Origin of the sequence: Bellilinea sp., assembly GCF_034432615.1 — a bacterium.
In the GTDB taxonomy this organism is placed as follows: Bacteria; Chloroflexota; Anaerolineae; order Anaerolineales; family Anaerolineaceae; genus Bellilinea.
The window spans coordinates 1-13,102 of the sequence record NZ_DAOUBL010000302.1 but is presented as its reverse complement, the minus strand read 5'-3'; the positions used below and the strand labels follow the sequence as shown (position 1 = coordinate 13,102).

General features: G+C 57.5%; 11 protein-coding genes, 1 tRNA gene and 1 pseudogene. 12 read left to right on the top strand and 1 reads right to left on the bottom strand.

The annotated features are described in order from the left end of the window. The 11 genes and pseudogenes from VAE48_RS13755 to VAE48_RS13705 all read left to right on the top strand — a co-directional run. Window positions 1-250, top strand: a pseudogene (locus tag VAE48_RS13755) (NADH-quinone oxidoreductase subunit D); the annotation flags it as partial. Continuing rightward, on the top strand, window positions 247-768 hold the full coding sequence (locus VAE48_RS13750) for an NAD(P)H-dependent oxidoreductase subunit E (protein WP_322793899.1): 522 nt from the start codon (window positions 247-249) through the stop codon (window positions 766-768). The pseudogene VAE48_RS13755 and the gene VAE48_RS13750, both read left to right, overlap by 4 nt. Continuing rightward, window positions 765-2,036: an NADH-quinone oxidoreductase subunit NuoF gene (nuoF, locus tag VAE48_RS13745; protein ID WP_322793898.1), complete on the top strand. Its 1,272-nt coding sequence runs from the start codon at window positions 765-767 to the stop codon at window positions 2,034-2,036. Before VAE48_RS13750 ends, nuoF begins: the two co-directional genes overlap by 4 nt. Continuing rightward, complete coding sequence (nuoG, locus tag VAE48_RS13740; protein WP_322793897.1) at window positions 2,033-4,525, top strand: NADH-quinone oxidoreductase subunit NuoG; 2,493 nt, start codon at window positions 2,033-2,035, stop codon at window positions 4,523-4,525. The genes nuoF and nuoG overlap by 4 nt, the downstream gene beginning before the upstream one ends. 11 nt (window positions 4,526-4,536) lie before the next feature. Further along, entirely contained in the window at window positions 4,537-5,568 is a 1,032-nt protein-coding gene (gene nuoH, locus VAE48_RS13735) for an NADH-quinone oxidoreductase subunit NuoH (RefSeq protein ID WP_322793896.1), read from the top strand. 4 nt (window positions 5,569-5,572) lie between these two features. Next, the gene (gene nuoI, locus VAE48_RS13730; protein ID WP_322793895.1) at window positions 5,573-6,064 is read left to right on the top strand and encodes an NADH-quinone oxidoreductase subunit NuoI; all 492 of its coding nucleotides are present in this window, start codon (window positions 5,573-5,575) and stop codon (window positions 6,062-6,064) included. A gap of 18 nt (window positions 6,065-6,082) precedes the next feature. Continuing rightward, on the top strand, window positions 6,083-6,640 hold the full coding sequence (locus VAE48_RS13725) for an NADH-quinone oxidoreductase subunit J (RefSeq protein ID WP_322793894.1): 558 nt from the start codon (window positions 6,083-6,085) through the stop codon (window positions 6,638-6,640). Window positions 6,641-6,643: 3 nt separating this feature from the next. Continuing rightward, complete coding sequence (gene nuoK / locus VAE48_RS13720) at window positions 6,644-6,943, top strand: NADH-quinone oxidoreductase subunit NuoK (protein WP_416181053.1); 300 nt, start codon at window positions 6,644-6,646, stop codon at window positions 6,941-6,943. A 78-nt stretch (window positions 6,944-7,021) separates the two neighbouring features. Then, on the top strand, window positions 7,022-9,004 hold the full coding sequence (nuoL, locus tag VAE48_RS13715) for an NADH-quinone oxidoreductase subunit L (RefSeq protein ID WP_322793892.1): 1,983 nt from the start codon (window positions 7,022-7,024) through the stop codon (window positions 9,002-9,004). 30 nt (window positions 9,005-9,034) lie between these two features. Further along, entirely contained in the window at window positions 9,035-10,546 is a 1,512-nt protein-coding gene (locus tag VAE48_RS13710) for an NADH-quinone oxidoreductase subunit M (RefSeq protein WP_322793891.1), read from the top strand. A gap of 10 nt (window positions 10,547-10,556) precedes the next feature. After that, on the top strand, window positions 10,557-12,002 hold the full coding sequence (locus tag VAE48_RS13705; RefSeq protein ID WP_322793890.1) for an NADH-quinone oxidoreductase subunit N: 1,446 nt from the start codon (window positions 10,557-10,559) through the stop codon (window positions 12,000-12,002). Here the strand turns inward: VAE48_RS13705 and VAE48_RS13700 are convergent. Beyond that, on the bottom strand, window positions 11,989-12,642 hold the full coding sequence (locus VAE48_RS13700) for a helix-turn-helix domain-containing protein (protein WP_322793889.1): 654 nt from the start codon (window positions 12,640-12,642) through the stop codon (window positions 11,989-11,991). The genes VAE48_RS13705 and VAE48_RS13700 overlap by 14 nt on opposite strands. A gap of 98 nt (window positions 12,643-12,740) precedes the next feature. Between VAE48_RS13700 and VAE48_RS13695 the strand changes: the two genes are divergently transcribed. Further along, window positions 12,741-12,813 (top strand) — tRNA-Arg (locus VAE48_RS13695). Window positions 12,814-13,102: the final 289 nt, after the last annotated feature.

Here is a 13,102-nt window from a genome sequence, read left to right as displayed (position 1 = left end):
CTTCAAATTGTGGACGGAGGGCTTCCCGGCCCCCAAGGAATATGTGTATGTCGCCACCGAAGGCCCGCGCGGTGAACTGGGTGTTTATCTGGAAGGGGATGGCGGACCGAAGCCCTACCGCGTTCATTACAATACCCCTTCTTTTGCCAATTTACAAGCCATGCCGATTCTCACCCGCAATCACTTCATCGCCGACCTGGTGGGAATCATCGGCAGTGTTGATATTGTTTTGGGAGATGCTGACCGTTGAACGCATTATTAGCCCAATACCCACAGGAAGTTGAGCGCATTCTGGCCAAATATCCCGCCGACCGCAAACGCTCGGCGGTGATGCCGTTGTTGTACCTTGCCCAGCGGGCGGAAGGTTACATTCGCGCGCAGGATTTACGCGATATTGCTGAAATTTGCGAGATTTCGATCACCGATGTGGCTTCCATCGTTGGTTTTTATACCCTTTACTATGATCAACCACTGGGACGTTACCACATTCAGGTGTGTACCGACCTGCCGTGTGCCCTGCGCGGTGCTGAGGATTTTCTGCACCAGTTGAGCGAAAAACTGGGCATTGGGGTTGGTGAAACTACGCCGGATGGGCTTTTCCATCTGGAAGAGGTCAAGTGCATCGGCGCCTGTCACCGTGCGCCGGTCTTTCAGGTGCAGGGGGACGGCGAAATCGTCTTCCACGAAAATCAGACGGTGGAAACGGCGCTGGCGGTCATTGATGCGCTGCGCGAGCAAGCCAGAGCAGCGAAAGGAGAAGAGGCATGAGTCAGCACATTCTCCTGCGCCATCGCGATATTCCCAACCTTGACCGGCTGGAAGTGTACCGGAAGCACGGCGGCTTTGAGGCTTTCCGCAAGGCGGTTACTTCGCTGCAGCCGGCTGAGGTGATTCAAATTGTCAAAGATTCCGGTTTGCGCGGACGCGGCGGGGCGGGTTTTCCCACCGGCTTGAAGTGGTCGTTCTGCCCCAACACCATCTGGCCGCATTATGTGGTCGCCAATGCGGATGAATCGGAACCGGGCACGTTTAAAGACCGCGAGATCATGGAAAGCAACCCGTTCCAGTTTTTGGAAGGGCTTATGATTGCCGCCTTTGCCATTCAGGCCAACGCGGCCTACATCTACCTGCGCGGTGAATACTGGCAGATTGGCAAGCTGCTCGATCAAAAGATTGCCGAACTGGAAGCCGCCGGTCTGCTGGGGGATCACCTGTTCGGCAGCAGCTACAGCGTGCGCCTCTACACCCATATGGGCGCGGGAGCGTATATCTGCGGCGAAGAAACCGCGCTGCTCGAATCGCTGGAGGGCAAACTGGGACAGCCGCGCCTGCGCCCGCCCTTCCCGGCGGTGGCCGGTTTGTACGCCCGCCCAACGGTAATCAACAATGTGGAAACGCTGGCCAACGTCCCGCCCATCATCCAGAACGGGGCGGCCTGGTACCGCGACTTTGGCACGGATAAGAGCCCGGGGGTTAAGGTATTCTGCCTTTCGGGGCATGTCAACCGCCCGGGGAATTACGAACTGCCGCTGGGTACCACCTTCCGCGAATTGATTTACAACTACGGCGGGGGCATTCGAGAAGGACGCAATATCAAGGCGATCATGTCGGCCGGGGCCTCCTCCTCGCTGATCATCGCCGATGAAAAAGCCCTGGATACCCCGATGGATTACGAATCGCTGGTGGGGCTGGGGGCTTCGCTCGGTTCGGCTTCGGTGATTGTGCTGGACGAAACCGTCAACATGGCCTGGCTGGCGCACAAAACCACTCACTTCTTCAAGCACGAATCCTGCGGCAAGTGCACCCCCTGCCGGGAAGGTACGTACTGGATGACCCACATCCTTGAACGGATTGTGGATGGCAAGGCGGTTGAAGCGGATGTGGAACTGCTGCAGGCGGTTGCCAGTCAGATGCAGGGCAAATGCTTGTGCGCGCTGGGCGAATTTTCCATTTTACCGGTGTTGTCCTCGCTCCAAAAATTCCGCGCGGACTACCTGCAAAAGGTCGCTGCGCCGTCCCTCGAGGTTGAATCATGACCAAACTGGTTACGCTGACAATTGACGATCGACAGGTGAGCGTGCCGGCCGGCACGCTGGTGGTGGACGCTGCCAAACAAATTGGAAACGATATCCCGGTTTTCTGCTACCACCCCAAGATGGAGCCGGTCGGCATGTGCCGCATGTGTCTGGTGGAAATCGGGCGCCCGATGGTGGATCGCGGTACGGGTGAAGTGCTGCTGGATGAAAACGGCAAGCCGCGCATTCAATTTGGGCCGAAACTGGAAACCGCCTGTACCACGCCCGTATCCGAGGGGATGGTGGTGCGCACCCAAACGCAGGTGGTGGCGGATGCGCGTCGTGAAGTGCTGGAATTTATTCTCACTTCCCACCCGCTCGACTGCCCGATTTGCGACAAGGGCGGCGAGTGCCCGCTCCAAAACCTGACGATGGGTTATGGGCCGGGGCAGTCGCGCTTTCTCTACGATGACAAGATTCACCTTGCCAAGCATGTCCCGCTGGGCGAATTGATTTACCTTGACCGCGAGCGCTGTATTCAATGCGCGCGCTGTGTGCGCTTTCAGGATGTGATTGCCGATGACCCGGTGATTGGCTTTTACAACCGCGGGCGGCGGCTGGAGATTGTATCCTTCTCCGAGCCGGGCTTTGACTCGATTTTCTCCGGCAATACCACCGATATTTGCCCGGTCGGCGCGTTGACCAGTGCGGACTTCCGCTTTGGCGCCCGCCCGTGGGAATTGAAGCAGTCGGCTTCCATTTGCACCCACTGCCCGGTGGGCTGTAACCTGACCTTCAACACCCGCCGCGAGGCGCGCGCCGGCGGCAATCCGGTCATCAAGCGCGTCATGCCGCGCCAGAACGAGCAGGTCAATGAAATCTGGATTTGCGACAAAGGGCGATTTGCCTATCATTACACCGAAAGCCCGCAGCGCCTGACCCATCCGCTGGTGCGGCGCGGGGAGGGGTTTGAAGAAATCTCATGGGAGGATGCTTTCCGGCTGGCTGCCGAGAAAATCGGCGCCAGCCAGCGTTTGCTGACCCTGGCCGGCGGGCGGCTTTCCAATGAAGACCTGTTCAACCTGCGCGAACTGACGCTGGCGAAAAACGGTCAAACCGTGCTTTACAGTGACATGGCGGGCGGCGACCTGACCGCCAGTTTTGGGCTGGCGCCCGGCAGTAATTTTGGCAGCATGGGCAAAGAAACCGCTATTCTGGTGGTGGCCTGCGACCTGCACGAGGAAGCTCCCCTGTGGTGGCTGCGCATCAAGGCGGCTGCTCAACGCGGCGCGCGCCTGATTGTGTTGAACCCCCGTCCGACCCGGCTGGATAAATTTGCTGCGCATAGCCTCCGTTACGCCTACGGCGAAGAAAGTGCTGCGCTGTCCGCTTTCCTGCCGGCTGCGGATGGGCCGGAAACCTACCGGGCTGCTGTGGCCGATTTTCAGAGCGCTGAAAACGTGGTGATTCTGTACGGCAGTGAAGGTATTGGACTGACCCAATCCCAGCGTTTGGCGCACACTGCGGCGGCTGTTCTGGCGGGGCGCGGCAAAGCAGGACAGGTCAACAACGGGCTGGTAGCCGTCTGGCAGCGCGCCAACGATCAGGGAGCGTGGGACGCCGGTTTCCGTCCGCTGGAGGATCTGCCGGCTGCCCTGCGTAAGGCCGAAGTTGCCCTGATTGCCGCGGCCGACCCGGCGGGTGATGACCCACTGCTGGCGCAGGCGCTGGAGGAGACCGGTTTTGTCATCGTACAGGAATTGTTCATGACTGAAACCGCGCGGCGTGCCGATCTGGTGCTGCCGGTACAGGCATTCACCGAGCGGGAAGGTACCTTCACTTCTGGTGAACGGCGCGTTCAACGTTTTTACCCGGCTTTACCGCCCCGCCTGCAAACCCGTGCAGATTTTGTCGTCACGGCGGGCATTGCTAAGGCACTTGGGCTGGATTTGGAAGGGCGGGCTGCTTCGCTGGTCTTCCTGCGGCTGGCGAAAACACTGCCGGCCTATGCCGGCCTGACCTACACGCAACTGGCAGAGGTGACCCCACAGTACCCGATTATTGGACGGTCGGATCTGTACTACGGCGGTACGGCTTACGATAATCATCAGGGTTTGGGTGTTCAGCTGCCGTTGCTGCCTGCCGCTCAGCCGGTTGTGGCTGCGGGGGCACAAACCGCCGCGCCCGCCGCGGCAGGGGAGGGAGAAATCCTGCTTGCGCCGGTGACGCGCCTGTATGACCGCGGCAGCACCGTGCTGCCTTCGACGCTGCTGCATCAACGGCTGGCGGGCAAGAGCATCCGCCTGAATCCGCAGACGGCTGCCGGCTTTGGCCTGAACGCGGGCCAGACCGTGCGGCTCAGCCGGGACGGATGGAGCGTTGAAGCCCGGGTAGAACTGGATGAGCAGCTGCCGCTGGGGGTCGGCCTGGCGGTGCGCAGTACCGGCATTCCGCTGGCCAGCGCGGCAGCGGTACGTTTAGACCGCCTGACGGTGGCATCCGCGGATTGAAAGGAGCATTCATGATTACAGCGGCGCAATTCTGGGAATGGGTTATCAAATCGCTGATCCTGATTCTGGTGCTGACCGGTGGGTTTGCCTATGTTACCCTGTATGAGCGCAAAGTGCTGGCGCGCATTCAGGCGCGGGTTGGGCCGAACCGTGCCGGCCCGTTCGGCCTGCTCCAGCCGGTGGCAGACGGCATCAAGTTGATTTTTAAAGAGGAATTGACCCCAGCCGGGGCCGATAAGCTGCTCTTCACGCTGGCGCCGGTCATTACGGTCATCCCGGCGCTGGTGGTGACGGCGGTCATTCCGTGGGGAGAAACGATCACCCTGTTCGGCAAGACTTACACGCTCTACCTGACGGATGTCAATGTCGCCATCCTGTATATCATGGCGGTCACTTCCATCTCGGTGTACGGTATTACACTGGCAGGCTGGTCATCCAATAACAAATATGCCACGCTGGGCGGGCTGCGGGCTACCGCGCAGATGATCAGTTATGAGCTGGCGCTGGGACTTTCGTTTGTCGGGCCGATTTTACTGACCGGCTCGATGAGTATGCTGGAAATTGTGCGCGCCCAGCAGGGGTTGTGGTTCATTTTCCTGCAGCCGGCCGGATTTGTGCTGTTTCTGGCGGCTTCGCTGGCCGAGGTCAACCGCGCCCCGTTTGATATGCCGGAAGCTGAGCAGGAATTGACGGCCGGCTATCATGCCGAATATTCCGGCATGAAGTTTGCCCTGTTCTTCATGGCCGAATACATCAAGATGATTGCGGTTTCGATGATTGGGGCAACCCTGTTTTTGGGTGGTTATCTTTCGCCGCTGGCAATGTTGAGCGGTCTGCCGGTCATTGGCTGGCTGTTTGCGTCCGGGCCGCACTGGTTATTCTTAAAGGTGGTTGTGTGGCTGTTCTTCATGATTTGGGTGCGGGCAACCCTGCCGCGCATCCGTTATGACCGTTTGATGCAGTTGGGCTGGAAGATCATGTTCCCGCTGGGTTTGGTGAATGTGATTGTCACAGCAGCTGTGGTTGTGCTTGCAGGAGGTTAGAGGTATGTTAAAAGGGTTATTGACCACGCTTCGCGAGATGTTTCAGGAACCGGTGACCATCCAGTACCCGGAGGTCAAACGGCCGGTACGCACCCGCTTTAAGGGGCGGCATGTGCTCAAACGCTACGAAAACGGGCTGGAAAAGTGCATTGGCTGTTCGTTGTGCGCGGCGGCCTGCCCCGCCGATGCCATTTTTGTCGAATCGGCAGAAAATACCGATGAAGAACGTTACTCGCCCGGTGAACGCTATGCCAGCACCTACGAAATCAACATGCTGCGCTGCATTTTTTGTGGGTTCTGCGAAGATGCCTGCCCAACCGAGGCGATTGTGCTGGGCGACAATTACGAACTGTCTTTCACCGACCGAAATCAGTCTATTTACACCAAAGATATGCTGTTAGAGCCGGTGCCGCCGGGCGGCCAGCCTACCCCGCAAAAGACCGAACCGGGCAAGTACACCCGTTCGGTGCCGGTGATGCAGGACCCACAGGATTAAAGGAGGTAAACCAAGCGAATGGATATTGGCATCCTGCTGGTGTATGGAATACTCGGTTTGACGGTCATTGTATCGGCGGTTGGGCTGATCATCAGCCGCAACGCGCTTTATTCGGCGCTCTTTCTGGTAGTCAATTTCGTTGCGGTGGGTTTGCTGTATCTGGCGCTGGGGGCGCCGTTCATTGCCTTTGCGCAGGTGACGGTTTATGCCGGCTCGATTATGGTGCTGTTTATTTTTGTGATCATGCTGCTGGGCGCTGAAAACCTGCCGCTTACCGAGCCACTGCGCGGGCAGCGCGTGCTGGGCATTTTACTGGTGGTCATCTTTCTGGCAGAGATTGTGCTTTACTATTTGCTGCGCACCACGCCGTTGCAATCCATCCCGCTCATCCCGCAAACTTTTGCCAGTCCGGCAGAGATAGGTATGCTGCTCTTCAACCGCTACCTTCTGCCGTTTGAAGTGACGGCCTTCATCCTGCTGGCGGCTACTGTCGGTGCAATATTGCTTTCCAAGCATGAAGGACCCACCCGACCAAAACCGGGAATTCAAAAATCTGAAACACCCGTGGAGGGCTGAGCCATGCCAATGAGTTATTATCTGATTCTTTCCGCGGCGATGTTTGCCATTGGAGCGCTGGGTGTGGTTTTACGGCGCAACCCGCTGGTGGTGTTCATGTCGCTGGAATTGATGTTCAATGCTGCAAACCTGGTTTTTGTGGCTTTTTCGGCGTATCACCAAATTCTGGATGGGGATTTGTTTGTCTTTTTTGTGATGACCACGGCTGCAGCGGAGGTTGCCGTCGGGCTGGCCCTGATGGTCGCCATCTTCCGCGCCAAACGCACCATTGATCTGGATGAGATGAGCACGCTCAAAGGGTGAGGGGGGCGTCCATTTGACTTTTCAATTTTGCAATTTACCGCCGGTGAGGCTTTCATTCTGGGAATGGGAGAAGACTGAATGAACTTTGAAACGGTATTACCACTTGCGCCGTGGGTCGTTTTCTTCCCTGTGCTGGGTATTTTCCTCAACTTACTGTTTGGAAAAAGACTGGGAGAAAAGGGCATCGGCGTTATTGCCAGTCTGGCGGCCGCTTTGTCGTTTGGGGTGGCGGCGCTGCTGGCGCTTGGGCTGGCGGGACATCCGGAGGGGGGTACTTATCCATTCCTGCGCTGGCTGGCGGTGGGAGATTTCACCGCCGACTGGAACTTTCGGGTGGATACCCTTTCGGTGACGATGATGCTGGTGGTTGCCGGAGTGGGTACCCTGATTCACATTTACTCCATCGGTTACATGCACGCCGATGTGCGCCACAACGGTGACCCCGGCCGCTTCCGCCGCTTCTTTGTGTTCCTCAACCTGTTTGTGGCGGCGATGATGATTCTGGTCAGCGCCGATAACTTCCTGATGCTGTTTGTCGGCTGGGAAGGAGTTGGGCTGTGTTCATACCTGCTGATCGGCTTCTGGTTCGAGAAAGGCGCGGGCGGCATTGCCAACGCCCAGGCGGCCAAAAAAGCCTTTGTGGTCAACCGCATTGGCGATTTCGGTTTGTTGATCGCTATTTTCCTGATCTTCTACAATTTTGGCAGTCTGGATTTTGATACGGTTTTTGCGCAGGCGCCGCAGGTAGCCACAGTTTTGCCGGGAGTCATTCTGGCGATTACCCTGTTCATGCTGCTGGGCGTGACCGGTAAATCGGCACAGCTGCCGTTGTATGTGTGGTTGCCGGATGCCATGGCCGGCCCAACCCCCGTTTCGGCGTTGATTCATGCTGCAACCATGGTGACTGCGGGTGTGTATCTGATGGCGCGCTCGCAGGCGCTCTACCAGCAGGTGGCCCTGGCGCAGGACGTGGTCATGTGGGTGGGGGCTGCCACTGCCTTTTTTGCGGCGACCATTGCGGTAGGCCAGTATGACATCAAGAAAGTTCTGGCCTATTCGACCATCAGCCAGTTGGGTTTCATGGTCACGGCGGTGGGCATGGGGGCGGCGGTTGCCGGAATGTTTCATCTGGTCACCCATGCCTTCTTCAAGGCGTTGCTGTTTTTGGGGGCCGGTTCGGTCATTCTGGGCATGGAGCATGGGCATGAACGTGCTGCTGCGCACGGCAGCCATGCGGAGGGTCATCATACCACCTTTGACCCGCAGGACATGCGCAACATGGGCGGTCTGCGTCAGAAAATGCCGGTAACTTTTTGGGTCTATTTGATCGGCGCTCTTGCGTTGGCAGGGATTGCCCCGCTTTCCGGTTTCTTTTCAAAGGATGAAATTCTGGCAGATGCCAGTTTGCATCATCCGCCGGTCTATTTTGTGTTGACCGCAGCCGCTTTCCTGACGGCGTTCTATGTCGCCCGCCAGCTGGCGATGGTCTTTTTCGGCAAACCGCGCAGCGAAGCCGCCGCGGGCGCAAAGGAAAGCCCCGCAGTGGTTACCGTACCGCTGATCATCCTGGCGGGGCTGGCTGCTGCGGGCGGATTGCTCAACTTCCCCACCACCCACTGGCTGGAAAAGTGGCTGGAACACAGTCTGTATGGGGTTGAGCCGGCCAAGTTCATCCTTTCGGTGGCGCTGATTTCGCTGGCGGTGGCGCTTGGCGGGCTGCTGGTTGGCTGGCTGATTTACGGGCGCAAACCGCTGGAAGATGCCCGCCAAGCCGACCCGCTTGCCAGACCGCTCAACGGGCTGTTTTTGGCGCTGGAAAACAAGTGGTGGGTGGATGAGCTGTATCAGGCGCTGGTTGTCAAACCCTATTTGCGGCTGGCGCAGTTTCTGGCTCAACCGGTGGATCAGGGCGTGATTGACGGTCTGGTCAATGGGGTGGGTAACCTGATGCGTGCCACGGCCCAGTCGTGGCGGCGTGTCCAAAACGGCTTTGTGCGCTCGTATGCTTTGACCATCCTGCTGGGTGTGGTGCTGGTGGTCACCTACCTGGTGCTGCGCTGAGGCCGTCATCCTGTGGATTGAGGAGTTCTCATGATTTTTGGACTTAATCCGCTTCTTCTGGTCACTTTCTTGCCGCTGGCAGGGTTTTTGATCATCCTGTTCCTCAAAGCGGAACAAAAAAATGCCATCCGCTGGACGGCACTGCTGACCTCGCTGACGACTTTTGGGGTTTCGCTGGCGATGCTGGCTTTGTTTGACCCTTCCAAAGCCGACCTGCAACTGGTGCAGCGTACCTCGTGGCTGCGGGTTGGCGGCATCTCGATTGATTTTTATCTGGGGGTGGATGGGCTGAGCATTCTGCTGGTTTTGCTGACCACTTTCCTGACCCCGATTGCCATCCTTTCAACCTGGTCAGCCGTAGAGGAACGCGTCAAGGGTTTTATGGCCTTCTTCCTGCTGCTGGAAACCGGCATGATTGGCGTTTTTCTGGCGCTGGATCTGGTGCTTTTCTACATCTTTTGGGAATTTACGCTGGTGCCGATGTACTTCCTGATTGGGGTGTGGGGTGGCGAGCGGCGGGTTTATGCTGCGGTCAAGTTCTTCCTCTTCACCATGTTTGGTTCGCTGCTGATGTTGCTGGCAATTCTGGTGATGGGGCTGCAGGTGGGCAGTTTTGCATGGAACGATTTGCTGGCTCAGCGGCAGTTGTTTGCCCAAACCCAGTTATGGCTGTTTCTGGCTTTTGCACTGGCTTTTGCCATCAAGGTGCCCATGTTCCCGCTGCATACCTGGCTGCCGGATGCGCATGTGGAAGCCCCCACGGCTGGTTCGGTCATTCTGGCGGGGGTGCTGCTGAAGATGGGCGGTTACGGCTTCCTGCGCTTTAATCTCCCGCTTTTCCCGGAAGCCAGCCTGCAAGCCGCGCCCTACATGGCGGCGCTGGCGGTGATCGGCATCCTGTATGGTGCGGCGGTTTCGCTGATGCAGAAAGATGTCAAGAAGCTGGTGGCTTACTCGTCGGTCAGCCATTTGGGTTTTGTGATGCTGGGCATTTTTGCGCTCACCCAGCAGGGGTTGGCAGGCGGCGTGCTGCAAATGATCAACCATGGGTTGAGCACCGGGGCGTTGTTCTTGATTGTGGGCATGCTGTATGAACGGCGTCACACCCTCGAGATGAGTGCCTATGGCGGCATCTGGAAGGTCATGCCGATTTTGGGGGCACTGACGCTGATTGTCATGCTTTCTTCGGCCGGTTTGCCGGGCCTGAACGGTTTTGTGGGTGAGTTCACCATTTTGCTGGGGGCGTTCGGTTCGCAGGTGTTGAACAGCCCCTACTTTGCCGGCGCGGCGACGATTGGGGTGATTCTGGCGGCAGTCTATTTGCTGGTGATGTTTGAACGGGTCTTTCTGGGCCCGGTGCGGGTGGAAGCCAATCTCTCGCTGAAAGATTTGAATGCCCGCGAGGTGATTACACTGCTGCCCGTGCTGGTGTTGATTTTCTGGATCGGCCTGTACCCGGCGCCGTTTTTCAACCTGATCAACCCCAGCGTGGAACGGCTGGTTTCACTGGTGCAGGGTGCCGCTATGCTGGCCATTCATTAGGAGCGATGCGATGAACCTGAGCGATTTCATTCTCACACTTCCGATGATCATATTGCTGGTTTGGGCGCTGCTCCTGCTGGTGGTGGACTTGTGGGTGCCCAAGGGGCGCAAAGGCATTGTTGCCGCATTGGCAGCGCTGGGCCTGGCGGTAACCATTGGGGTCACGCTGGCGCAGGCCGGCGGCAGTGGGCTGGCGTTTCAGAATATGATCATCGTGGATGGCTTTGCCGTCTATTTGAACGTGTTGTATCTGGTCAGCGGGCTGGTGGTGGTTGCGCTCTCTCACGACTACCTCAAACGCATGAATCTGGAACGGGGAGAGTTCTACCCGCTGATGTTCTTTTCGATTGCCGGCATGATGCTGGTGACCCAGGCTTATAACCTGATTGTCGTGTTTCTGGCGCTGGAATTTCTCTCCATTCCGTTGTATGTGCTGGCGGGACTGGCGCGCGAACGGCAGGAATCGGAAGAGTCTTCCTTGAAGTATTTCTTGCTTGGGACGTTTTCTTCGGCATTTGTGTTGTATGGAATTGCGCTCATTTTTGGGGCAACGGCAACCACCAGCCTGATGCTGATTGTCGAGCGAGTGGGGCAAGGGGCGGTCAATTTGCCGCTATTCCTTGCTGGCGCAGCCTTGATTTTGGTGGGTTTTGCCTTCAAACTGGCGGCGGTGCCCTTCCATGAGTGGGCGCCGGATGTCTATCAGGGCGCACCAACGCCGGTTTCCAGCTTTATGGCCGTGGCAGTCAAGGCGGCCGGCGTTGCAGTACTGCTGCGGGTCTTTCTGACCGCCTTCCCCACCCTGGCAGCAGAAATGGCGCCGCTTGGCTGGGGGATTGCAGCGCTGACCATGCTGATCGGGAACATTCTTGCCATCGCCCAGACCAACCTGAAACGTCTGCTGGCCTATTCCAGCATTTCGCACGGTGGTTATTTGCTGATGGCATTTGTGGCCTATGGTAACCCACAGGTGGCGGGTCAGGCGGTGGCGGCCATGCTGTTCTACCTGCTGGCATACACGCTGACAACTTTTGGCGCATGGGCGGTGGTCATTTCAGTTGAACGGGCGGATTATCAGGGTTTGGAGCTGGAAGATTACGCCGGTTTGGGGCTGAAGTACCCCTGGCTGGGTGTAGCCATGCTGGTATTCATGCTCTCGTTGACCGGAATTCCGTTGACAATGGGTTTTTGGGGTAAATTATTCCTCTTCCGTGCCACGGTGGATGCCGGTTATGTGGAGCTGGCTTTGATTGGTCTGCTTTCTTCTTTGATTTCGGCGTATTATTACCTGCGCGTGGTGGTGATGATGTTCATGCGCAGCGGTGAGCCGCGTATTCGCCGCGATGCGTGGCTGAGTCTGGTGGCGGTTGGTTCGGCGCTGGCCGTGGTTGGGTTGAGCCTGCTGCCCAATCAAATTCTGCAGATGGCCGCACAGGCGATTCTCAGTTTGCAGTAGTTGCGGTTGCGCTTTTGCGGCGGTGCAGTGTTTCCAGCGCGTAAAGTTGCAGGTTCAAAACCGCCGCTAACTCCGCAAAGACATCCGAAGGCGAATCATCTGCCGGGGTCAGGGCTGCTGATCCCGGCAAGCCGATGATTAAGGCCAGGATGCGCTGCAAAATCAATCTGCCCTGGCCGGGCTGCAGGTAGGGGAGCAAATTTTCGGTCAACGCTGCGCAAGTCGTCAGGGAAGGGTTGAGCGCCTTCTGCAGATCCTGTTGGGTGGCGGCAGACATAGATTCAGCCAGCCGCTGAGGGTGGAGGGTTAATAACGGCAGCAGCAGCGGCTGGCGGCGCAGGCTGCGCTCTACCAGGCGGGTGAATGCCAGCGTCATCAGCGGCGGGGTCACCGTACGCAAATCGGCGTTCAGGTCGGCCAACCATTGATGGAGGGCTTCGACGGTCAAGGCGAGGAAAAGATGTTCTTTGGATTCAAAGTAAAGAAAAAGCGTGCCTTTGGCCAGGTTGGCCTGATCGGCAATCTGCTGCATCAGGATCTGGTCGTAGGGTGCGTTTTGAAACAATTGGGCTGCGGCAGTGAGGATGGCGGTACGGCGGGCGTCTTTTTGGGCGGGGGAGATGGCACGGGTGCGCGGCATTGGGAAAAGGCCTCCGATAATGATGACTACGGGTCAATTATAGAGGTGGAGGAAAAGGAAGTCAAGCGAAGAAAAATTGCGGTATAATAGGCGCAACTGCCCCCGTAGCTCAATGGACAGAGTGACAGACTTCGAATCTGGAGGTTCAGGGTTCGAATCCCTGCGGGGGCGCTAAAGATTAAAAAGTGAGGTTCAGGGTCCCCGTAAGGGGATGGTATTCGAAACCCTGCGGGGGCGCTAAAGATTAAGAAAGTGAGGTTCAGGGTCCCCGTAAGGGGATGGTATTCGAAACCCTGCGCTCCCGAGGGAGTGCTGCGCGAGGGGCGCTGAAGGTTAACAATAAGTTACAGGACAAAAACGGTTGCCAGCCCCTCTTTTATCATTATTTTAACGTCAATTCGGGATAAATCATTTTTACATCAACTTTCGAATTTTCGTCCCCCTCCCGCCTCCCCCAAAA

What these genes read in the sequence shown, in the direction of transcription:
- nuoF (WP_322793898.1), top strand. Translation starts at nt 765, where the DNA reads ATGAGTCAGCACATTCTCCTGCGCCATCGCGATATTCCCAACCTTGAC.
- nuoI (WP_322793895.1), top strand. Translation starts at nt 5,573, where the DNA reads ATGTTAAAAGGGTTATTGACCACGCTTCGCGAGATGTTTCAGGAACCG.
- nuoG (WP_322793897.1), top strand. Translation starts at nt 2,033, where the DNA reads ATGACCAAACTGGTTACGCTGACAATTGACGATCGACAGGTGAGCGTG.
- VAE48_RS13725 (WP_322793894.1), top strand. Translation starts at nt 6,083, where the DNA reads ATGGATATTGGCATCCTGCTGGTGTATGGAATACTCGGTTTGACGGTC.
- nuoL (WP_322793892.1), top strand. Translation starts at nt 7,022, where the DNA reads ATGAACTTTGAAACGGTATTACCACTTGCGCCGTGGGTCGTTTTCTTC.
- VAE48_RS13710 (WP_322793891.1), top strand. Translation starts at nt 9,035, where the DNA reads ATGATTTTTGGACTTAATCCGCTTCTTCTGGTCACTTTCTTGCCGCTG.
- VAE48_RS13705 (WP_322793890.1), top strand. Translation starts at nt 10,557, where the DNA reads ATGAACCTGAGCGATTTCATTCTCACACTTCCGATGATCATATTGCTG.
- nuoK (WP_416181053.1), top strand. Translation starts at nt 6,644, where the DNA reads ATGCCAATGAGTTATTATCTGATTCTTTCCGCGGCGATGTTTGCCATT.
- VAE48_RS13700 (WP_322793889.1), bottom strand. Translation starts at nt 12,642, where the DNA reads ATGCCGCGCACCCGTGCCATCTCCCCCGCCCAAAAAGACGCCCGCCGT.
- nuoH (WP_322793896.1), top strand. Translation starts at nt 4,537, where the DNA reads ATGATTACAGCGGCGCAATTCTGGGAATGGGTTATCAAATCGCTGATC.